This window comes from Clostridium sp. 1001283B150225_161107_B6 (assembly GCF_015556325.1).
In the GTDB taxonomy this organism is placed as follows: Bacteria; Bacillota; Clostridia; order Lachnospirales; family Lachnospiraceae; genus Enterocloster.
Genome location: NZ_JADNMD010000004.1, coordinates 356,692 through 377,423, shown reverse-complemented (window position 1 = coordinate 377,423; position 20,732 = coordinate 356,692). Strand labels below are relative to the sequence as shown.

The 20,732-nt window shown below is 51.7% G+C and carries 20 protein-coding genes; 1 reads left to right on the top strand and 19 read right to left on the bottom strand.

The genetic code is table 11. The features are described 5' to 3' along the window. Positions 1 to 18: 18 nt before the first annotated feature. From spoIVA to I2H39_RS13020, 10 genes are all read right to left on the bottom strand, one after another. On the bottom strand, positions 19 to 1,494 hold the full coding sequence (gene spoIVA / locus I2H39_RS13065) for a stage IV sporulation protein A (RefSeq protein ID WP_138307398.1): 1,476 nt from the start codon (positions 1,492 to 1,494) through the stop codon (positions 19 to 21). 104 nt (positions 1,495 to 1,598) lie between these two features. Beyond that, the gene (locus tag I2H39_RS13060) at positions 1,599 to 2,309 is read right to left on the bottom strand and encodes an ABC transporter ATP-binding protein (protein ID WP_138307400.1); all 711 of its coding nucleotides are present in this window, start codon (positions 2,307 to 2,309) and stop codon (positions 1,599 to 1,601) included. A 14-nt stretch (positions 2,310 to 2,323) separates the two neighbouring features. Further along, positions 2,324 to 3,082 carry an ABC transporter ATP-binding protein gene (locus tag I2H39_RS13055; protein WP_195626646.1) on the bottom strand — a complete coding sequence of 253 codons (759 nt, stop codon included), beginning with the start codon at positions 3,080 to 3,082 and terminating at the stop codon, positions 2,324 to 2,326. A 1-nt stretch (position 3,083) separates the two neighbouring features. Then, positions 3,084 to 4,157: a branched-chain amino acid ABC transporter permease gene (locus tag I2H39_RS13050; protein ID WP_195626645.1), complete on the bottom strand. Its 1,074-nt coding sequence runs from the start codon at positions 4,155 to 4,157 to the stop codon at positions 3,084 to 3,086. An 8-nt stretch (positions 4,158 to 4,165) separates the two neighbouring features. Continuing rightward, complete coding sequence (locus tag I2H39_RS13045) at positions 4,166 to 5,047, bottom strand: branched-chain amino acid ABC transporter permease (RefSeq protein ID WP_138307407.1); 882 nt, start codon at positions 5,045 to 5,047, stop codon at positions 4,166 to 4,168. A 150-nt stretch (positions 5,048 to 5,197) separates the two neighbouring features. Continuing rightward, complete coding sequence (locus tag I2H39_RS13040) at positions 5,198 to 6,439, bottom strand: ABC transporter substrate-binding protein (RefSeq protein WP_138307409.1); 1,242 nt, start codon at positions 6,437 to 6,439, stop codon at positions 5,198 to 5,200. Between the two features lie 201 nt (positions 6,440 to 6,640). Continuing rightward, complete coding sequence (locus I2H39_RS13035) at positions 6,641 to 7,654, bottom strand: NAD(P)H-dependent glycerol-3-phosphate dehydrogenase (RefSeq protein ID WP_195626644.1); 1,014 nt, start codon at positions 7,652 to 7,654, stop codon at positions 6,641 to 6,643. Between the two features lie 43 nt (positions 7,655 to 7,697). Next, positions 7,698 to 8,339, bottom strand: coding sequence for a glycerol-3-phosphate 1-O-acyltransferase PlsY (gene plsY / locus I2H39_RS13030; RefSeq protein ID WP_138307413.1), 642 nt, complete (start codon positions 8,337 to 8,339; stop codon positions 7,698 to 7,700). A gap of 23 nt (positions 8,340 to 8,362) precedes the next feature. Then, entirely contained in the window at positions 8,363 to 9,691 is a 1,329-nt protein-coding gene (gene der / locus I2H39_RS13025; protein WP_138307415.1) for a ribosome biogenesis GTPase Der, read from the bottom strand. A gap of 80 nt (positions 9,692 to 9,771) precedes the next feature. Further along, the gene (locus I2H39_RS13020) at positions 9,772 to 9,966 is read right to left on the bottom strand and encodes a DUF6472 family protein (RefSeq protein ID WP_138307417.1); all 195 of its coding nucleotides are present in this window, start codon (positions 9,964 to 9,966) and stop codon (positions 9,772 to 9,774) included. Positions 9,967 to 10,248: 282 nt separating this feature from the next. Here I2H39_RS13020 and I2H39_RS13015 point away from each other — a divergent pair, with 282 nt between their 5' ends. Beyond that, positions 10,249 to 11,457 (top strand): ribose-phosphate pyrophosphokinase, encoded by a 1,209-nt coding sequence (locus I2H39_RS13015; RefSeq protein ID WP_138307419.1) that lies wholly within the window; start codon positions 10,249 to 10,251, stop codon positions 11,455 to 11,457. Positions 11,458 to 11,630: 173 nt separating this feature from the next. Here the strand turns inward: I2H39_RS13015 and pgeF are convergent, their stop codons facing one another. The 9 genes from pgeF to mutS all read right to left on the bottom strand — a co-directional run bounded on the left by pgeF (position 11,631) and on the right by mutS (position 20,716). Further along, complete coding sequence (gene pgeF / locus I2H39_RS13010) at positions 11,631 to 12,485, bottom strand: peptidoglycan editing factor PgeF (RefSeq protein WP_138307421.1); 855 nt, start codon at positions 12,483 to 12,485, stop codon at positions 11,631 to 11,633. Between the two features lie 98 nt (positions 12,486 to 12,583). After that, positions 12,584 to 12,925, bottom strand: a complete 342-nt coding sequence (locus I2H39_RS13005; protein ID WP_138307423.1) for a YraN family protein — start codon at positions 12,923 to 12,925, stop codon at positions 12,584 to 12,586. Then, positions 12,918 to 13,580, bottom strand: a complete 663-nt coding sequence (locus I2H39_RS13000) for a ribonuclease HII (RefSeq protein WP_195626643.1) — start codon at positions 13,578 to 13,580, stop codon at positions 12,918 to 12,920. The genes I2H39_RS13005 and I2H39_RS13000 overlap by 8 nt, the downstream gene beginning before the upstream one ends. Before the next feature lie 2 nt (positions 13,581 to 13,582). Next, a complete protein-coding gene (gene ylqF / locus I2H39_RS12995; RefSeq protein WP_195626642.1) occupies positions 13,583 to 14,449 on the bottom strand; it encodes a ribosome biogenesis GTPase YlqF in 867 nt (288 codons plus the stop codon). Between the two features lie 54 nt (positions 14,450 to 14,503). Next, positions 14,504 to 15,058, bottom strand: a complete 555-nt coding sequence (gene lepB, locus I2H39_RS12990) for a signal peptidase I (RefSeq protein ID WP_138307429.1) — start codon at positions 15,056 to 15,058, stop codon at positions 14,504 to 14,506. A 111-nt stretch (positions 15,059 to 15,169) separates the two neighbouring features. Further along, on the bottom strand, positions 15,170 to 15,517 hold the full coding sequence (gene rplS, locus I2H39_RS12985) for a 50S ribosomal protein L19 (RefSeq protein WP_002567490.1): 348 nt from the start codon (positions 15,515 to 15,517) through the stop codon (positions 15,170 to 15,172). A 194-nt stretch (positions 15,518 to 15,711) separates the two neighbouring features. Beyond that, positions 15,712 to 17,001, bottom strand: coding sequence for a hemolysin family protein (locus tag I2H39_RS12980; RefSeq protein WP_347708583.1), 1,290 nt, complete (start codon positions 16,999 to 17,001; stop codon positions 15,712 to 15,714). 143 nt (positions 17,002 to 17,144) lie between these two features. After that, positions 17,145 to 18,074 carry a tRNA (guanosine(37)-N1)-methyltransferase TrmD gene (gene trmD, locus I2H39_RS12975; protein ID WP_138307433.1) on the bottom strand — a complete coding sequence of 310 codons (930 nt, stop codon included), beginning with the start codon at positions 18,072 to 18,074 and terminating at the stop codon, positions 17,145 to 17,147. Further along, a complete protein-coding gene (gene mutS / locus I2H39_RS12970) occupies positions 18,071 to 20,716 on the bottom strand; it encodes a DNA mismatch repair protein MutS (protein ID WP_195626684.1) in 2,646 nt (881 codons plus the stop codon). The genes trmD and mutS overlap by 4 nt, the downstream gene beginning before the upstream one ends. Positions 20,717 to 20,732 lie beyond the last annotated feature (16 nt).

Below are 20,732 nucleotides of genomic sequence, written 5' to 3'. Positions count from 1 at the left end.
TTCCCATTCTTGTTGATTTTATATAATGATGCATATCATACCGCCGTTGCTGTCATTGATGATTTTCTGCAGGGTATCCTGCAGCTTCAGCTGGCAGTCCTCCGTCATCTGGGACACCTTGGCCTGGATACCGTCCTCCACAATCTGTTCAATGGATTTTCCAAAGATATTGGTATTCCAGATTCCGTCATCGCTTTCCCTGGCATTTTCCTTTATGTAGGCAATCAAATCCTGGGCCTGCTGCTCGCTTCCCACAATAGGCGCTATCTCCGTCTCAATGTGGGCCTTAATCAGGTTGATGGACGGTGCTTCCGCCTTCATTTTCACCCCGTACTTGTTGCCGTGCTTGATGACCTGCGGCTCATCCAGCACAATTTCCGAGCGTTCCGGAGTCACTACCCCGTACCCCTTTAACCGCACCTGCGACAGGGCGTTCTGCACCTTTTCATATTCCTTCTGCATGTTGGCCAGGCTGCTTAAGGTCTGCATAAGCTGGTACTCCCCTTCAATGGGCAGTCCCACATAGTCGCTGAGAATCTGGTAATAATAGCTGTCGTCCATATCCACCTGGACACCCACCCTGCCGTCCGCCATCTGCATGTTCCTGATATTCATGGAACGGATGGTGTCCGTATGCTGCTGCTCCAGCTCCTCTGACACATCCTTCATATGGGTCACCTTCTGGATTACATTCCTGGCCGCCTGGATAACCTGGGCCTTCAGCCAATGGGTGGACGGAAGGATTTCCAGCCATTTCGGTATATGAAAATCCATCTCAGTCACAGGAAATTCCTTCAGAACGCGTTCCAGGATATGGAAGATATCCTCTTTCTTAAGCTGCTCGCAGTTTACAGGCAGCACCGATACGCCGTAGGCCTCAGACATTTCCCTGGCCAGCCTGGCAGTCTCGTCTGAATAGGGTTTTGTGGAATTCAAAAGTACCACAAACGGTTTTCCCAGCTTCTTAAGCTCATCAATGGTCTGCTTCTCAGCTGCTATGTATCCGGGGCGTTTGATTTCCCCTATGGTTCCGTCCGTGGTCACAACGATTCCAATGGTGGAATGGTCGTTGATAACCTTTCTGGTTCCGATTTCCGCTGCCTGGGTAAATGGAATGTCATAGTCAAACCATGGCGTCTTTACCAGACGCTCCTCGCCGTTTTCCACATGACCGGCTGCTCCCTCTACCATAAAGCCCACGCAGTCAATGACCCTTACCTTGGCCTCAATTCCGTCTGCCAGATTGATGCTGGCCGCTTCCTTGGGAATAAACTTTGGTTCCGTGGTCATGATGGTCTTGCCGGCCGCACTCTGTGGCAGCTCATCCCGGCTCAGGTTGCGCAGGTTCTCATCCTCCATTGCAGGGAGCACCAGCAGTTCCATGAACCGCTTTATGAAGGTAGATTTGCCTGTGCGGACCGGCCCCACTACGCCTATGTAAATCTCTCCGCCTGTTCTCGCTTGAATATCCTTGTATACATTAAAATTGTCCATAGATATACCCCCTTGCTATGCTTTTATAGTATATGCAGGGGGGTATGTGTATATGCCTGGTACTGATGCATGCAGTTTTACCGCAGCTGTTCAGACAGCGCACCTTATTCACTGAGATAAGCTTTTTTTACCTGGTCATTGTTCATGAGTTCCTTTGCATCTCCGCTGAGGGCAATGTTGCCTGTCTCCAGGACATAAGCCTTATGGGCAATGGAAAGGGCCTTTTTAGCGTTTTGCTCCACCAGAAGCACGGTGGTTCCATCTCCGTTTATCTTCTGGATGATATCAAATATCTCATTTACATAGATAGGGGAAAGTCCCATGGAGGGCTCGTCCATGACAATCATCCTGGGATGGCTCATAAGTGCCCTTCCCATGGCAAGCATCTGCTGCTCTCCGCCGGACAATGTGCCTGCCAGCTGGTTCTTGCGCTCCTCCAGACGCGGAAAACGCTGGTATATCATCTTCAGCGTGGAATCAATCTCTTCCTTGTCTTTTCTTGTATAAGCGCCCATCTTCAGGTTCTGAAGCACCGTAAGGGTGGCGAACACACGCCTTCCCTCCGGCACATGGGCAATTCCCATGCCCACCAGCTTATAACCGGGAACCCTGGTTATGTCTGTACCCTCGTATACGATTTTCCCTGTTTTCGCACTGATAAGGCCGGTAATGGTATGCAGGGTCGTGGTCTTCCCTGCCCCGTTGGCGCCAATCAGCGCCACGATTTCTCCCTGGTTCACATCAAAGGAGATTCCTTTTATGGCCTGGATTACACCGTAGTATACTTCCAGGTCCCTGACTTCAAGCATAGCCATATTATACGCTCCTCCTATTCACCAAGATATGCTTTGACAACTTCCGGATTGTGAAGCACTGCGCCTGTCTCGCCCTGGCACAGAACCTGCCCGAAGTTGAGAACCGTCAGTTCTTCGCAAATGCCGCTTACAAGCTTCATATCATGTTCAATCAGAAGGATGGTCATATCAAAATTATCCCTCACAAAACGGATGGTATCCATGAGCTCCGCTGTCTCGTTGGGATTCATTCCCGCCGCAGGCTCATCCAGGAGAAGCAGTTTCGGCTCCGTGGCCAGGGCCCTGGCTATCTCCAGCTTTCTCTGCTTGCCGTAGGGAAGGTTGGATGCCTTATAGTCGCACTCCTCATCCAGACCGAATACCTTCAGCAGCTCCATGGCTCTCTCGTCCATCTGCTTCTCCACCTTGAAATAGCTGGGAAAACGGAAGATTCCGGCTGCGGTGGAATACCTGTAATGATTGTGCAGGCCTGCCTTTACATTATCCAGCACAGACAAATCCTTAAACAGACGGATGTTCTGGAAGGTCCTGGCAATGCCGGCCTGGTTGATTTCCGTAGTTTTCCTGCCGGTAATATTGACTCCTGCCAGCTCAATGCTTCCCGCATCCGGCTTATACACGCCTGTCAGCAGGTTGAAAATAGTGGTCTTGCCGGCTCCGTTGGGTCCGATAAGGCCGTAAAGCTGTCCTTTTTCGATGCTGATTTGAAAATTGTCAACCGCCTTAAGGCCGCCAAAAGATATGCTCAAATTCTTAACTTCAAGTAATGCCATCTTATGCTGCCTCCTTTGCCGGTTTCTTGTCTTTTCTGCTGAATTTCTCCGCCACGCGCTCCCGCATCACCACAAACTGGGGCGCGGAATTGAAAAGCATGGCCAGAATCAGCACAATTGCGTACATAAGCATACGGTAATTGCTGAGTCCGCGGAGCATCTCCGGAAGGAGATAGAGGATGACCGTTGCAATGACGGAGCCGCGGATGTTTCCGATGCCGCCCAATACCACGTATACCAGAATCATGATGGACATGTTGTATCCGAAGTTCTTGGGAAGGGCGGTCAGAGTGGTCAGGTTATGGGCATACAGTACGCCTGCAATGCCTGCAAGTCCGGCGGAAATGGAGAATGCCAGCAGCTTGTACTTGGTGATGTTGATGCCGATGGACTCCGCTGCAATCCGGTTGTCACGGATGGCCATGATGGCGCGGCCTGTGCGGGAGTTTACCAGGTTCATGACAATAAACAGGGTGATGAGCACCAGGATGACACCTATGGTAAAGGTGGCTGCCTGCGGCGTTCCCGTTATGCCCTGGGCGCCCTTAATCAGGATTTCCCCGCCCTCTCCCATCTTTAAGGACATGGAATCCTTAAAGGAGATATGAAAGCCCGAAGCATCCCGTCCCAGATATACGGCATTGACCAGGTTCTTGATAATCTCGCCAAAGGCCAGAGTCACAATGGCCAGGTAGTCGCCCCTCAGCCTCAGTACGGGAATTCCGATGATAACACCGAACAGGGCTGCCGTGACTGCTCCGATAAGGATGGCAATCACCATTCCCAGTGTGGGGTTAATGGCCCCCTTCATGCACTTTGAAAACAGGGCGCCGGCAAAAGCCCCCACGCACATAAAACCGGCGTGGCCCAGACTCAGCTCACCCAGAATGCCTACGGTCAGGTTCAGGGATACTGCCATGATAACATAGATACAGAAAGGAACCAGAAGTCCCTTCATAAGGCTGGATATATGTCCGGTTCCCACAAGGGTCTGCATGATGATATAGGCAGCCACCACCATGCCGTATGTAATCATATTATTGATGAATGTCTTTCGTTTTGCATTGCTCTTCATACCGGCACCTACACTTTCTCATTAATCTTCTTGCCCAGAATACCGGTAGGCTTCACAAGAAGCACGATAATCAGGACGGAAAACACAATGGCATCTGACATCTGTGAGGATATATATGCCTTGGACAGAATCTCAATGACGCCCAGCAGGATACCGCCGATAAATGCACCGGGAATGGAGCCGATTCCTCCGAATACAGCTGCAACGAAGGCCTTGATACCCGGCATGGAGCCGGTATAGGGCGTAAGGGACGGATAAGCGGAACAGAGCAGTACACCCGCTATGGCCGCCAGCGCGGAACCAATGGCAAATGTCAGGGCAATGGTGCCGTTTACATTGATTCCCATAAGGGTGGCAGCGCCCCTGTCCTCTGAAACAGCCAGCATGGCCTGTCCTGCCTTGGACTTGTTGATGAATGTGGTAAGTCCAATCATAATGATGATACAGGAAAGGATGGTGACAATGGTTTCCCCTGTGATGGTCATGTTTCCTCCCGCCAGTTTGATGGCAGGCAGGGTCACCACAGAGGTAAAGGACTTGGTATCCGCTCCAAAGATAAGAAGGGCAACGTTCTGCAGCAGGTAGCTGACGCCGATTGCCGTTATGAGCACTGCAAGGGGAGAGGCACCGCGTAAGGGCTTATAAGCAATCCGCTCAATGGTCATGCCCAACAGCGTACATACGGCCACTGCAAGAAGGACTCCCGCCATGGGCGGCAAGCCCATTGTGCTGACCGTGACAAACACCACGTAGCTGCCTATCATAATAACATCGCCATGAGCGAAATTCAGCATCTTGGCAATGCCGTAAACCATTGTATATCCAAGTGCGATGATGGCATATACACTGCCCAGGCTGACGCCGTTAATCAAATAGTTAATAAAGCCCATACCTACACCTCTTCGTCTGAAGTCTTTTTTAGTTTATCGCTATAAAGCGACAGATTAATCAAAATTATATCATATATCGTTATTATAAACAAGAGGGTTGTCATAGTGACAACCCTCTGTTGGGTTTTCTGATTTGTTCCGAAGCGCTGATTACATTGCGGAGTAAGCTCCATCCACTACCTTAACAGCCTTTGGCGCCTTGTGAGGCTCGCCGTCCTCGGTCCAGGTCATGCCCTCGCCGGTCAGACCGTCTAACTTAATGTTCAGCATGGACGCCTTTAATGCATCGCAAATCGTGCTGGCATCTGCATCAGTTGCTACGCTGGCATCTTCCATGGCTGCCTTGATTGCGTAGATTGCATCGTATGCATCTGCTGCGAACTGAACCGGAACCTCGTTGTAAGCAGCCTTGTAGCTCTCCACAAACTTAACGGTCAGGTCGTCGGTTGCGTCTGCTGCGAATGGTGTCAGGAGCATAAGTCCCTCTGCCAGCTTGGTGTCAAAGTTCTGAACCTGAAGGATACCGTCCATACCGTCGCATCCGAAGAACTGGGGAGCAAAGCCCATGGTGCTGGCCTGCTGAAGTATCAGGGATGCCTCGGTGTAGTAGATTGGCAGGAATACCAGCTCAGCGCCTGCATCCTTTGCCTTCTGTAACTGGGTGGAGAAATCCTTGTTGCTGTCAGCGGTAAATGCCTCTGCTGCAACAATCTCAATGCCCTGGTTGCCGGACTCTTCTGCGAACTTCTCATAGATACCGCTGGAATATACATCGGAGCTGTCATAGATAACAGCAACCTTGCTGGCCAGCTTGTTCTCGCCTATGTACTTAGCGGATGCAGCGCCCTGGTCCGGGTCGGAGAAGCAGATACGGAACACGTTGGGGTTAGCTGCGCACTCTACAGCGGAACCGGATGGTGTAATCTGGAACATGTTGTCGGCTGCTGTCTTATCGGCAACCGCGATACATGGAGCGGAGGTAACTGTGCCCATCAGCACCTGCATGCCCCAGTCCTTTAATGTATTATAAGCATTGACAGACTTCTCTGCATCATGCTCATCGTCCTGGAAATTGAATTCAATCTGGGCGCCGTTAATGCCGCCGGCCTCGTTGATTTCCTTTACCGCCAGTTCTGCACCGTGCTGTACAGCCACGCCGTACACGGCTGCGCCGCCGGTTACAGGACCGATGCCGCCAATCTTAAACACGCCGCCTGCTGCGCCGGTGTCTGCCGCTGCGGTGGTATCAGCTGCCTCGCTTCCCTCTGCCTTTGCTTCTGCCGCAGTTGTCTCTGCCGCCTTTGTGGTCTCTGCCGTATTGGAACCGCCGCATGCTGTCAAAGACATTGCCAGAACGGCTGCCAGGCCAAGACTTAAAAATCTCTTCTTCATAATTAGTTCCTCCTCTTGCCTATAAAATATAAAGCTTTCTATATTATAGGTAGTCCCAATGGTTTTGTCAATCGTTTCATGAAAATTATGGTGTATTTTCGATGATTTGCCGAAAAATTAGAGCAAAAGCAGGTATAATCCGCCAAAAACAGGCTATTTTTTAGGGGAAAGGCACCATTTCTGGTTCCTTTCCCCTATTTTTTATTCCTCTGTCCACTCTAAATCCGAGTTTTCAATGCGCTTATCCCTGAGCATCAGCTCCAGAACCGCTTCCTTTGCAGGCATGCCTCCAAACAGGATGGCGTTGACCTGCTCCACGATGGGCATGGACACCTTGTACTGCTGCGACAGGGCCAGGGCTGCCTTGGCGGAATACACGCCTTCCACCACCATTTTCACCTCTGCCATGGCTTCTTCCATGGTTCGGCCCTGTCCAATCAGTATGCCCGCCCTGCGGTTGCGGCTGTGCATGCTGGCACAGGTCACAATCAGGTCCCCGATGCCTGTAAGCCCGGCAAATGTCTCCATCCGGCCTCCCATGTCAATGCCCAGGCGGGATATCTCTGCAATTCCCCTGGTGATAAGGGCTGCCTTGGTATTGTCACCGTATCCCAGGCCGTCGGCCATGCCGGCAGCCAGGGCAATGACATTTTTAAGGGCGCCGCCCAGTTCAATTCCCAGCACATCCGGGCTGGTATACACACGGAACACCTCGCTCATGAAGATGCCCTGGACAAACTCGGCCGCATGGCGCTTATGGGCGCCTGCCACACAGGTGGTTGGAAGGCCCCTGCTCACTTCCTCGGCATGGCTGGGTCCTGAAAGGACTGTAACCTCTGCCTCGGGCAGCTCCTCCTCAATAATCTGGGACAGGGTCATAAGGCTCTTATCCTCGATACCCTTTGCCACATTGGTTATCACCTGTCCCTTCTTTATGTAGGGCTTCATCCTTTGTGATGTCTGCCTCACGAAAACCGAGGGAACCGCAAGTACCAGAAGGTCTTTGTCGCGCATGGCCTCCTCCAGGTCATCCGTAAGTCCGATTGTCTCCGGAATCCTTACCTCCGGAAGGTTGCGGTGGATGCGCGTTTCCTTTAACTCCGCAATCTCCTGTGGAATGGCGGACCATATCTGTACCCCATGTCCATTGCCGTTAAGTAAAACTGACAGGGCCGTGCCCCATGTGCCTGACCCGATTACACCGATTGATGCCATAACCTCACCGTCCATTAATTGTTTTTTTACTGTCCTTTGTATATCATTCTGTCTTTTTCTTAGCGCCCACCTTGTTCTCCCTGCCCTGGGCCAGCCTGACGATATTAGCCCTGTGCCTCCAGAAGGCCATGGCCGCAATCACCGCTGAAACAGCATAGAACTGGGGCCTGGCCTCCGGCGCAAGTCCGTATGCCCCCAAATGGCCGAAGTAAATGTTCCAGCACAGGAAAATGGCGGACACCACCAGGGAACCCAGGGACACATACCTGGTGACTGCCACTATAAGCACAAACGCCAGCAGACAGACAGCTGTCAGCCGCCAGTCCAGGGAAAACATGATGCCTGCTGTAGCCGCAATTCCCTTGCCGCCCTTAAACTTAAGGTAAAAAGGAAAATTATGGCCCAGTATGACGCCGAAGCCTGTATAGAGTATCAGCACGTAGATATACCCTGGCTGGGACCTGAAAAAAAGCCTTACCAGGAAGCAGGGTATCACTGTCTTCAGGAAATCCCCCATGAATACAATGAGTCCGGCCCTGACTCCCATAACGCGCAGCGCATTGGTGCTTCCCGAATTGCCGCTGCCGTGCTGGCGAATGTCAATTCCCTTGGACCTGCCATAGATGAAACCGGTCTGGAATAGCCCAAAGACATATCCCATGACCAAACAAATAATCTGTTCCACGCTTAATCCCCCTTTCCTTATGCCTACTGCTCTTTTCCTTTTCGTTCCCTGACAAGGAATTTCAGGGATGTCCCCTTAAAGCCGAAGGCATTTCTGATTTGGTTCTCCAGATACCTGGTATAAGAAAAATGCATCAGCTCCTTGTCATTGACAAAGACCACAAAGGTAGGAGGCTTCACAGCCACCTGGGTCATATAGTAAATCTTGAGCCGTTTTCCCTTGTCGGAAGGCGGCTGCTGCATGGCCACTGCCTCTGTCATGATTTCATTGAGCACGCCCGTAGCCACCCTCAGGTTCTGGTTCTGGCGCACCACGTCAATTATCTCAAAAAGCTTGTTAAGACGCTGTCCTGTTTCCGCGGATATAAAGATATATTCCGCATAAGGAATGAAGGACAGTACCTCCTTGATTTTCCTGCTGTATTCGTATATGGTCTTGTCCGTCTTCTCGATGGCATCCCATTTATTCACGGCCACGATAATTCCCTTGCCCCTTTCATGGGCAATTCCGGCAATCTTGGCATCCTGCTCCGTGACGCCTTCTTTTGCATCTATGACCACCACCACCACATCGGCCCGTTCCACAGCGGACACAGTGCGGATAATGCTGTAGCGCTCCAGCTCCTCCTTTATCCTGCTCTTGCGGCGCAGGCCTGCTGTATCAATGAATACATAGGGCGTACCCTCATGGACCACCTCCGTGTCCACTGCGTCCCTGGTGGTGCCTGCTATATCCGACACAATGACGCGGTTCTCCCCCAGAAGCTTATTTATAATGGAAGATTTTCCCACATTGGGCTTGCCCACCACGGCAATCCTTGGGCGCTCATCCTCCTCTTCCTCCACCTGCTCCGAGTCAAAATGCTTCACAACCTCGTCCAGCAAATCCCCGATTCCCAGCCTTGAAGCAGCCGACACGGCAATGGGCTCTCCGATTCCCAGGTTGTAGAACTCATAGACGTCATTGCCGTACTTGGCAACGCTGTCCACCTTGTTCACAGCCAGCACCACCGGCTTGTGGGACTTGCGCAGTATGTCGGCCACCTTGGAATCCGAATCCACCAGACCCTGGCGCACATCCACGATAAAAATAATCACGTCCGCGGTGGAAATGGCAATCTCCGCCTGCTCCCTCATCTGGGACAGAATGATGTCCTTGGAATCCGGTTCAATGCCGCCGGTGTCAATCAGCGTAAAATTCATATTCAGCCAGTCGCAGTCCGCGTAAATACGGTCCCTGGTCACGCCCGGCGTGTCCTTTACGATGGAAATGGTATCTCCCGCTATGACATTAAACAACGTAGACTTGCCCACATTGGGCCTGCCTACGATTGCAACTATTGGTTTACTCATATTTTCATAACCTCCTCATTATAAAGCACCTGAAAGGATACGGCATCTGATATGGATGCAGCATCTGATACGACTGTATGTCACATCTGCCTGCGCACAATCCGGTACTCATCATCCGGCTGGTAATAAGGGCATGCGCTTACGGTACCTCTTAAAAAACGTCCCATCTCGTCCTCGTCCAGATTCACTTCACAGATGTAGTAATCATTTTCCTCATCATATACGTAATTGCCACAGCACTCGCAGCTGGTCTTATGGTTCTTTCCCGGTTTCATCTGATACATATCCTTTAGCACATACGCTTTTTCACAAATTCTTCGCATCCGCTTGATTTTACTATACCGGACCAAACTTGTAAAGCATTTTCTTATTAACCTCTATCATAGCAATATAACTTATTTTTGTAAATGCAAAGTTCATTTTCCGAAAATGTTTCTGGAAATGTCTTGTTTTTTTTGACGAAATCATATCAACCCCTTGACCCGGTCAGATGGAAATGGTATAAATCATATGTGATATTCCCAAACAAATGATGATACCAAAGGAGCAAAGCTATCATGGCTAACAATTTTGTATTCAAAGATTCCCTTCCTGTAGCGCCTTTAAAAATCGCTGCACTGGAAAGCTGTAAGAATCTTGCAGCCAAGGTGAACGACCATATTGTACAATTCAGACGCAATGACATAGAGGAACTGATGCGCCGCAAGGAGGACCTCCACTACCGCGGCTACGACGTGGATTCCTATCTGCTTCGCTGCAGCTGTCCCAGATTCGGAACAGGTGAGGGCAAGGCTGTCATCAATGAATCCGTAAGGGGCACCGATGTTTTCGTCATGGTGGATGTGATGAATTACAGCATTCCCTATACGGTCAGCGGTTATACCAACCATATGTCGCCGGACGACCATTTCCAGGATTTGAAGCGTATTATCGGGGCCTGCTCCGCCACTGCACACAGGGTTAACGTTGTCATGCCCTTCCTATATGAAAGCCGCCAGCACAAGCGCAGCAAGCGGGAATCCCTGGACTGTGCCATGGCCCTGGAGGAACTGGCAGCCCTGGGAGTGGAAAACATCATCACCTTTGACGCCCATGACCCCCGGGTGCAGAATGCCATTCCGCTGATTGGTTTTGACAACTTCATGCCCACATATCAGTTTGTAAAGGCCCTGTTCTCCCATGATTCCAATATCCGCATTGACCAGGAACACCTGATGGTCATCAGCCCGGATGAAGGCGCCATGAACCGCGCCGTATACCTGGCCAACAACCTGGGCGTGGATATGGGAATGTTCTATAAGCGCAGGGACTATTCACAGGTAATTAACGGCCGCAACCCAATCGTGGCTCACGAATTCCTGGGTTCTTCCGTGGAAGGCAAGACCGTACTTATCATTGACGACATGATATCCTCCGGCGAAAGCATGCTGGATACCTGTAAGGAACTGAAAGAACGCAAGGCGGACAAGGTCATTGTCTGCTGTACCTTCGGCCTTTTCACCAACGGCCTTGAAAAATTTGATGAGTACTACAACCAGGGCTATCTGGATTATGTCATCACCACCAACCTGAATTACCGCACGCCTGAACTGCTTAACAGGGAGTGGTATCTGGAAGCCGATATGAGCAAATACCTGGCAGCTGTCATCAACTCACTGAACCATGACCGTTCCATCGGCGCCTCCCTCTCTCCCACGGAGAAGATTCAGAAGCTGGTCCAGAAGCACCAGAACGGCGGATACGAGTATTTCCAGAAGCTTGTGTAACAGCCCCGCAGCAGTGTACAAAAATCAACGCACAAAAATGCACAGTCCATGGCAGAAACGGACTGTGCATTTTCTGTTTTCCCTGAACGTTCCCTGTTGTCCGGCTGATATCACACCAGGCTCCAGTCAGCCGGGTCCATCCCCATCTCCCTTTCTCCTTTGCATACCACAGGCTATTTAAGGCAGAGGAATGCCGCCAGATTTCCCCGTTCCTCTCCCGCCTTCCGGTGTGAAAAGAGGTAATCGCTGTTGCACATGGTGCAGATGTTGGTGATATGGATATTCTCCGGCCGGATACCTGCCTCCCGGAAGATGATTTCATTGGCCTTCCACAAATCCAGCTGGTATTTTCCAGGTCTTTTCCCCCTGCAATACAGTTCTTCCCAGTGTTCCTTACCAAAGGCCTCCTTAAATTCCTCCGCCACTTCGCCGCCCACTTCAAAGCAGTCCCGGCAGATGCTGGGGCCCACGCAGGCAATCAAATCCTCGGGTTTCGTGCCAAAGGCTTCCTTCATGGCATCCACTGTCACCCGGCCCATGCGTTTTACCGTTCCACGCCATCCGGAATGGCTGAGTCCAATGGCCCTGTTCACCGGGTCCAGCAGATAAAGCGGCACGCAGTCCGCGTAAAAGGTTACCAGGGTAAGTCCCGGCACATTGGTAATCAAGCCGTCAATGTCCCTGTAATCCCTGTCTCTTATAACGCCCTTTCCCGCATCCTCCTGCGTTACCCGCCGCAGGTTGATTGTATGGGTCTGGTGGGACACCACCATGCGGTCGCGCTCCACTCCCAGGGCAGCTGCCATGCGTGTAAAGTTTTCCAGCACATCTTCCGCCGCATCTCCTCTGCTGTAGGAAAAATTCATGGTTGAAAATTTTCCCTTGCTGGCTCCGCCCATGCGGGTGGAAAAACCATTGACCGCCAGACCGGTATCATCCAGTGCTTTGAACGAGAGGTAGGGAACGCCCGTACTGTCTTTTGTGTCAAACACATGGCCTGCATTCTTATAACTCCACTTTATATTCATAACTGCCTTTCCTCCCAGGGCTTGTTTGAACGTTCATCCCCGCCATCTGCCCTGGTCATTATAAGTAATAAAATATGATGCTTTTTCATTGTCATTTATCAAAACGCATTCTGTATCAGCTCAATGCTGCCGCCCAGTATTCCCACCACGTCAAACCGGCAGGGAACATCCTCCCCGATTCCGTGGCTGTACAGATAAAAGGCTGCTGCCCGGCGTATCCGCTCCTGCTTCCTTGCGTCAACCGCCTCGGCCGGGCTTCCCTTGGCCAGCCCGGAGCGGTATTTCACCTCTGCAAAAACAAGATACCTGCCATGGCGGCAAATCAAATCGATTTCTCCCTGCCGGCACCGGAAATTCCGTTCCAGCACGCGGTATCCCTTGGTTGTCAAAAAGGCAGCCGCTGTTTCCTCATAACGGCTGCCTGTCTGTCTCTTATTCATATGTATCCGCCTGGACAATATTGCGTATAAAGCTTCTTCGGTGAATCGGGCAGGGCCCCAGCTCCCTGATGGCAGCTATGTGAGCCGCTGTTCCGTATCCCTTGTGTTTGGCGAATCCATATCCGGGAAACAGTTCCTCATATTCAGCCATCATATGGTCCCTGGTAATCTTTGCCAGGACACTGGCTGCTGCTATGGACAGGCTCTTTGCATCTCCCTTTATGATGGGCACCTGCACTCCATCCAGGCCCGGAATAGTGACAGCGTCATTGAGAAATACCTCCGGCTTCACGGCAAGGCCCTTTACAGCCTCCCGCATGGCCTCATAGGTGGCCTGGAGGATATTGATTTCATCAATCCTGGCAGGGGTGGCCAGGCCCACATTCCACGCCACTGCCTTTTCCTTTATCTCCAGAAACAGCTCCTCACGGCGCTTTTCCGACAGCTTCTTGGAATCGTTGAGATACAGGATGCGGCAGCCCCTGGGAAGCACCACGGCGCCCGCTGCCACCGGCCCTGCCAAAGGCCCGCGGCCCGCCTCGTCTATGCCGCAGATATAAGTGTATGCATCATACTCCTTCTCATATTCCGCCATGGCCTCCAGACGGGCCATCTCCTGCTCCAGCTTTTCTCCTTTTAGTACTCTTGCAGCCATTGTCATTCCACCTTATCTGTTTGATTCTCCGGCTCTTCCAGCGTAATCCGCCCCAGCTTGCCTGCCCTGAAATCATCCAGAAGCAGGGCCGCTGCCCTGGACACATCCAGCTCCCCGCCTTTTAACAGGCAGGCACGCGCCCTGGCAATGTCCTCCAGGACAGACGCTGCTTCCTTTCCCTCTGTCTCCAGGCCAAACCGTTCCGGCAGTACCTGGGGATACCGCTTTTCCAGCAAACGTATCAGCTGGCAGGCCAGCTCGTCCTTATTGAGAATCTGGTCATTGATGGAGCCGATAAGGGCCAGCTTAAGACCCACCTGCTGGTCCTCAAACCTGGGCCACAGAATGCCGGGGGTGTCCAAAAGCTCCAGGGTCTTGTTAAGGCGTATCCACTGATTACCCTTGGTGACTCCGGGCTTGTTTCCTGTCTTGGCGCAGGCCTTTCCGGCAAAAGAATTGATAAAAGTGGACTTGCCCACATTGGGAATCCCCACCACCATGGTACGGATGGGGCGGTTTAAGATGCCCCTGCGCCGGTCCCTCTCTATCTTTTCCTTACACGCCTCCTGGATAACGGACTTCACCTGCTTAAGCGTTCCCTTATTTCTGGCATCAATCTTTACCACATGGATGCCCTTGGCCTCAAACCAGGCCGCCCAGCGGGCATTCTGCCGTTCGTCCGCCAGGTCAGACTTGTTGAGGAGCACCATCCTGGCCTTGCCCGCGCCCAGGTCGTCAATGTCCGGATTCCGGCTGGAAAGGGGAACCCTGGCATCTACCAGCTCGATTACCAGGTCAATAAGCTTCATATCTTCCTTCATGGCCCGTTTTGCCTTGGTCATATGACCAGGATACCACTGAATATTCATATTTGTAAACTCCTGTTCTGTCTTGCTTCAATTCCCGCCTCTTGGCGGGACCCTTTATTTTGTTGAACGGATGAAATCCAGCTTCAGGAGAGGAAACATCCTGAACCAGACCTTACCCTGTATCTGTTCTCTCTTTACATTTCCGATATTGGGAAAGCGGCTGTCCTCACTGCTGTCCCGGTTGTCGCCCAGAAGGAAGTATTCATCGTCCTCCAGTTTGATGGGGGTGTCGGCCCTGCCTGCCAGCGACACCTGCTCCAGGTCGTCCTCTGCATTTAAAAGCTGGCCGTCAATGAATATATAGCCGCCCTTTATCTGTACAGTCTCTCCGGGAAGTCCGATAACCCTCTTCACGTTCTTCTTGTGGTCCTCGCGTTCAAATACAACGATGTCAAACCGTTCCGGCTTTCCCACATCATAAACCAGGCGGTTGACCAGGACCACGTCGTCCGCATCCAGCACCGGCTGCATGGAACCGCCCGACACAGGCACCTGGGTACAGAAACTGTAGACCAGGAACCAGGCACAGGCCAGGACCAACACCACATTGACCGCCCAGCGGACCGCTTTTCTCAGCCACGCCGTATCCTCATTCACATAAAAATCCATGTACCCACACCTTATCTTTTAAGGCATGTCCCGGACTGTTTCCGGGTATGCCGCCTGCTTAACAAAATAGAGTTTGCATCTGCAAACTCTATTCTCACTTCCACTACCTGATTATTTAACTAATTCTTTAACCTTGGCAGCCTTACCAACCCTGTCTCTTAAGTAGTTCAGCTTCGCTCTTCTTACTTTACCCTTACGTACAACCTCTACGTTGTCAACGCTTGGGGAATGTAATGGCCAGGTCTTCTCAACGCCGATACCATTGGAGTTTTTCCTTACGGTAAAGGTCTCTCTGGCTCCGCCGTTCTGTCTCTTAATGACAGTTCCCTCGAAAATCTGGATTCTCTCGCGGTTACCCTCTTTAATCTTGTTGTATACCTTAACGGTATCGCCAACGTTAAAGCTGGGTACGCTTTCCTTCAACTGGGCTGCTTCAATGTTCTTAATAATGTCGTTCATCGTGTGAACCTCCTTCATCTATTGGATGTTCTTAATACGCCGGCAGTAAATCAGATTCACCACTCACAGTAACAGAGGACCATCTATTTCTTGTCACAACGACTGATTTTATCATATATTGTCCCAAAATGCAAGCACTTTATGAGTCATGCCGCCGTGTTTTTACCTCTTTTTACAACGCTGCTTTCCTGATTCTACTCTTTATCCTCTTCCGCCTCAGGAAGGATGTACAGATGGACCTTGTCAATCCGGTTCTTTTCCACCTGTTCCACCACCAGACGCACATTGCCGCACACCACCTCTTCGCCCTGGGAAGGAAGATGTTCCAGACGGTCAATGACAAGGCCGCCCACAGAATCATAGTCCTCAGAGGACAGCTTCAAATCCAGGATGTCATTGAGGTCATCCAGTTTCATGGAGCCTTCCACCAGATACTGGCCTTCTCCCAAATCCACCAGCTCCTCCTCCTCGTCCTCGTCATACTCATCGCGGATATCACCCACGATTTCTTCCAGGATATCCTCCAGCGTAATCAACCCTGCCGTGGCGCCATACTCATCCAGGACAATGATTATATTGTTGGGGGACTTCTTAATCTCCATCATCAGCTCGGAAAGCTTCTTGGATTCAAAGGTATAAAAGGGCTGGCGCAGGTAATCCGACACGCAGAAGGACGCCTTGTCCTCCACCAGCAGCAGGTCCTTGATATTGATGATGCCCACCACGTTGTCCGTTGTCTCCTTATAGACCGGAAGCCTGGTATAATGCTCCTCCCTGAATATCTGAATCAGGTCATCGTAACCATCCTCAATGTCAACAAACACCATATCAATTCTGGGCACCATGACATCCTTTGCAACGGAGTCGCCCAGGTCGAACACGTTGTTAATCATCTCCCGTTCTTCCGACTCAATGACTCCCTTTTCATGGCCCACATCCACAATGGTCCTGAGCTCGTCCTCTGTGATATCGTCATTTTTCTTATTGGGGTCCACATGAAGGGCCTTAAGCACAATCAACGACATCCAGTTAATGAGGACAATAAGAGGGGTCAGCACGGTCATCAGAATATGAATCATATGGCCCACCCGAAGGGAATACCGTTCCGCCTCCAGAGTGGCCATTGTCTTAGGTGTTATTTCACCAAAAATCAAAATTAAAAGCGTCAGTACGCCGGTCGCGGCTCCAGCGGCCTTATTTCCAAATGTTTCAGTCACCAGCACGGTAAGCATGGATGAGGCCGAAAGATTTACCACATTGTTGCCGATTAAAATGGCACTGAGCATCTTCCCCTGATTCTCAGACAGCTTCATGACCCACTGTGCGGATTTGTTTCCCCCCTCCGCCAATGTCCTGATACGGATTTTATTGACGGTTGTGAGGGCGGTCTCCGACGATGAGAAAAAAGCGGAAAGTCCCAGTAAAATAATAATAATAACGACACGTATGGCAATACTGTCACCCGATGGGTCCAAAAAAATCAACTCCTATTATTTCAAATTTTACGGTCCCGAAAACCCGGAAAGCTGCTGCCGGGGCCTGTAATGGCTGTGTATGTGTGGATAGTTTCAGAGAATTGTACAATATAATTGAGGGAATGTCAATATAATGGCATTCCGGATAAAACTCACTGCGTCTGCGTTCCCCCGGCCAGCAGTCCTTTCACTTTATAATAGCTCTCCAGCTCCCCAACCGTACAGGCCTTGGCTGCCAGCAGCTTCTTGGCCTCGGCCATTGCTTTGCGCTTGGTGCGTCCGGCACCGGACTCGTCGCCCAGGGCTTTTACGTACTGGTCCAGGAGTTCCTCCAGGGTTTCCAGGTCGCCTTTTTCCTGCCGGATGGAATCCAGGTATTTTACTTCCTTCATGGTCAGGCTGGCCTGTTCCAGAAGGTCGGGGCGGCGCTCCAGTGTGCGCTTTATGGATTGCTGCCTGCGCCACTCCTCAATGTTTTTGTGGTGTCCGCTCAAGAGTACTTCCGGGACTTCCATGCCGCGGAACACTTCAGGCCGGGTGTATTGGGGGTATTCCAGCAGATTGTCGTGGAAGGACTCCTCCTCTGCTGAGGTTTCATTGTTCAGCACCCCCGGCACCAGGCGGGAGATGCAGTCTATCATGACCATGGCGGGAAGTTCCCCGCCGGTGAGGACGTAGTCCCCTGCGGAAAGATAGTCCGTGGCAATCAGCTCCAGGGCCCGCTCGTCAATTCCTTCATAATGCCCGCAGAGAAAAACCAGGTCTTCCTCCCTGGCCAGCTCCTGGGCTATGGTCTGGTTAAATACCCTGCCCTGGGGCGTCATGTATATGAGCCTGGGCCTCCTGCCGATGCGGCTGCACAGGGCCTCGTATGCCTCGCACACAGGTCCGGGCTGCATAACCATGCCCGCGCCGCCGCCGTATGGGGCATCGTCCACATGCCTGTGCTTGTCCTTTGAATAATCCCTGATGTCAATGGCTTCCACGGATATGGTTTTGCTCTCCATGGCCCGTCCCGTTATGCTGGTTCCCAGGCCTCCCATGACCATCTCAGGGAACAGTGTCAGTATGTGAAAATTCATCCTGTCTCCTTCCAGCGGTTCTTAAGCTTTGTCTGAAGACGGTACAGGGTGTTCATGGCATCCAGCGGCGTCATGGTGGACAGCTCCAGGCTGTCCAGCTCCCGGATGATGTCGTCGTCCTTTACCGTGTCAAAGAAGGACAGCTGCTGCAGGTCCACCTCATCCGGCTTCGGCACCGCCTTGTGCTGGGTGATGTTGGAGCTGATTTCCGCGATTTCCTTGGCCCTGGCCGTGATGTCCGCATCGCTTAATTCCTCTGCAATTTCTTTTGCCCTGGCTATGACGGAATCCGGCACGCCGGCCAGTTTTGCGACCTGGATGCCGTAACTCTTATCTGCACCGCCGCGGACAATCTTGCGCAGGAACACGATGTCGTCCCCCTGCTCCTTTACCGCTATACAATAATTCTTTACCCCTGCTATGGTGCCCTCCAGCTCTGTCAGCTCATGATAATGGGTGGCGAACAGGGTCTTGGCTCCCAAAAGCTTGGAATTGCTGATGTGTTCTATGACAGCCCAGGCAATGGATAAGCCGTCAAAGGTGCTGGTTCCCCTTCCGATTTCATCCAGCACAAGAAGACTGTTCCTGGTGGCGTTCCGCAGAATGTTGGCCACCTCTGTCATTTCCACCATAAAGGTGCTCTGGCCGCTGGCCAGGTCGTCGGAGGCACCCACCCTGGTGAAAATGCGGTCGCATATGCCGATGTCGGCTTCCTGGGCAGGCACAAAACTGCCCAGCTGGGCCATGAGTACAATCAGGGCCACCTGGCGCATATAGGTGGATTTGCCTGCCATGTTTGGCCCGGTGATAACGGACAGCCGGTTCTTTCCATTGTCTAAGAAGGTATCGTTGGCCACGAACATGTCGTCCCGCATCATCTGCTCCACAACGGGATGACGGCCGTTCTTGATTTGAATCACGCCCTTGTCGTTGATAGAGGGCTTCACATAGTTGCGGCGGGTAGCCACCACGGACAGGGAACAGAATACATCAATTCCGGCTATGGATTTGGCAGTCTTCTGGATACGGACCACCTCTGCTCCGATTCTGTCCCTGACCTGGCAGAACAGGTCGTACTCCAGGGAAACCAGCTTTTCCTCCGCGCCCATGATGATATCTTCCAGCTGCTTTAATTCATCTGTGGTAAACCGTTCTGCATTGGTCAGTGTCTGCTTGCGGATGTAGTAATCCGGCACCTGGTCCTTAAAGGAGTTGGTCACTTCAAAATAATAGCCGAATACCTTGTTGAATTTTACCTTCAGCGTCTTGATGCCTGTTTTTTCTTTTTCCTTTGTCTCTAACTCCGCCAGCCAGTTCTTGCCTTCCGTCTTGGCCTGGCGCAGCTTGTCCGCCTCCTCATTGTAGCCGTCCCTTATAATTCCGCCCTCCCTGACCGTAATGGGCGGGTCCTCCACAATGGAGTCCCCTATGAGCTTAAAAATGTCCTGCAACGGGTCCAGCTCCCTGGCCAGCTCCGCCAGAAGCTCGCTGTTAAACTCTCCCAGTATCCGTTTGATATAAGGAAGCATTTCCAGGGAGCTTCTGAAAGCAATCAAGTCCCTTGGGTTGGCTGTTTTATAGCTGATTCGCCCTATCAGACGCTCCAGGTCATAGATGGGATTTAAATACTCACAGATTTCTTCCCTGGAAATATAGTTCATGTTCAGCTCTTCCACTGCGTTCTGGCGCCTGATGATTTCATCCCTGTGAATCAGCGGCTGTTCGATGCAGGCGCGCAGCAGCCTGGCCCCCATGGCTGTTTTTGTCTTATCCAGAACCCACAAAAGGGTGCCGCGCTTCTGCTTTTCACGCATGGTTTCCACCAGCTCCAGATTTCTTCTGGTGGAGGTGTCTATGACCATGTACTGGCCGGTAGAATAGGGGGTAATGGCGGTGATGTGCTCCAGGGTGCTCTTCTGCGTCTCATAGATATACTGCATCACGGCTCCGGCGGCAATGATGCCCGTGGCATAGTCCTCCAGCCCCAGTCCCACCAGGGCTCCCACCCTGAAATGCTCCATCAGCACCCGCCGGCAGGACTCCTCGCCGAAAAAGCGGCTGTCCAGGGCGGAAATCACTACCTGATAACGGTTTTTAAGCTCGTCCATATCCACGCCGGACATGTAAAAGGCATTGTTGCAGATAATCTCAGATGGGGAAAACTTGTTGATTTCATCGAACAGTTCCCGGTCCGAATCCACCTCAGTCACCATGAAATCCCCGGTGCTGATATCTGCTGTGGATATGCCGTAAACGCCATCCATGTATACAATACCCATCAGGTAATTGTTCTTTGTCTCATCCAGCACCTGGGAGCTGGTAATGGTTCCCGGCGTCACCACACGGATTACCTCCCGCTTCACCAGGCCCTTGGCCTGCCTGGGGTCCTCCATCTGCTCTGCGATGGCGACCTTATACCCCTTCTGGACCAGGCGGTACAGGTAGGAATCCACTGCGTGGAACGGAACCCCGCACATAGGGGCCCGCTCAGCAAGACCGCAGTCCTTCCCTGTAAGGGTTATCTCCAGTTCTTTTGACACTGTCAGGGCATCATCGAAAAACATCTCATAGAAGTCCCCCAGACGGTAAAACAGGACACAGTCCGGGTACTCCTTCTTTGTCTCCATATAATGCTGCATCATGGGAGATAATTGTGAC

What these genes read in the sequence shown, in the direction of transcription:
- spoIVA (WP_138307398.1), bottom strand. Translation starts at nt 1,494, where the DNA reads ATGGACAATTTTAATGTATACAAGGATATTCAAGCGAGAACAGGCGGA.
- I2H39_RS13060 (WP_138307400.1), bottom strand. Translation starts at nt 2,309, where the DNA reads ATGGCTATGCTTGAAGTCAGGGACCTGGAAGTATACTACGGTGTAATC.
- I2H39_RS13055 (WP_195626646.1), bottom strand. Translation starts at nt 3,082, where the DNA reads ATGGCATTACTTGAAGTTAAGAATTTGAGCATATCTTTTGGCGGCCTT.
- I2H39_RS13050 (WP_195626645.1), bottom strand. Translation starts at nt 4,157, where the DNA reads ATGAAGAGCAATGCAAAACGAAAGACATTCATCAATAATATGATTACA.
- I2H39_RS13045 (WP_138307407.1), bottom strand. Translation starts at nt 5,047, where the DNA reads ATGGGCTTTATTAACTATTTGATTAACGGCGTCAGCCTGGGCAGTGTA.
- I2H39_RS13040 (WP_138307409.1), bottom strand. Translation starts at nt 6,439, where the DNA reads ATGAAGAAGAGATTTTTAAGTCTTGGCCTGGCAGCCGTTCTGGCAATG.
- I2H39_RS13035 (WP_195626644.1), bottom strand. Translation starts at nt 7,654, where the DNA reads ATGGCATCAATCGGTGTAATCGGGTCAGGCACATGGGGCACGGCCCTG.
- der (WP_138307415.1), bottom strand. Translation starts at nt 9,691, where the DNA reads ATGAGTAAACCAATAGTTGCAATCGTAGGCAGGCCCAATGTGGGCAAG.
- I2H39_RS13020 (WP_138307417.1), bottom strand. Translation starts at nt 9,966, where the DNA reads ATGAAACCGGGAAAGAACCATAAGACCAGCTGCGAGTGCTGTGGCAAT.
- I2H39_RS13015 (WP_138307419.1), top strand. Translation starts at nt 10,249, where the DNA reads ATGGCTAACAATTTTGTATTCAAAGATTCCCTTCCTGTAGCGCCTTTA.
- pgeF (WP_138307421.1), bottom strand. Translation starts at nt 12,485, where the DNA reads ATGAATATAAAGTGGAGTTATAAGAATGCAGGCCATGTGTTTGACACA.
- I2H39_RS13005 (WP_138307423.1), bottom strand. Translation starts at nt 12,925, where the DNA reads ATGAATAAGAGACAGACAGGCAGCCGTTATGAGGAAACAGCGGCTGCC.
- I2H39_RS13000 (WP_195626643.1), bottom strand. Translation starts at nt 13,580, where the DNA reads ATGGCTGCAAGAGTACTAAAAGGAGAAAAGCTGGAGCAGGAGATGGCC.
- ylqF (WP_195626642.1), bottom strand. Translation starts at nt 14,449, where the DNA reads ATGAATATTCAGTGGTATCCTGGTCATATGACCAAGGCAAAACGGGCC.
- lepB (WP_138307429.1), bottom strand. Translation starts at nt 15,058, where the DNA reads ATGGATTTTTATGTGAATGAGGATACGGCGTGGCTGAGAAAAGCGGTC.
- rplS (WP_002567490.1), bottom strand. Translation starts at nt 15,517, where the DNA reads ATGAACGACATTATTAAGAACATTGAAGCAGCCCAGTTGAAGGAAAGC.
- trmD (WP_138307433.1), bottom strand. Translation starts at nt 18,074, where the DNA reads ATGAATTTTCACATACTGACACTGTTCCCTGAGATGGTCATGGGAGGC.
- mutS (WP_195626684.1), bottom strand. Translation starts at nt 20,716, where the DNA reads ATGATGCAGCATTATATGGAGACAAAGAAGGAGTACCCGGACTGTGTC.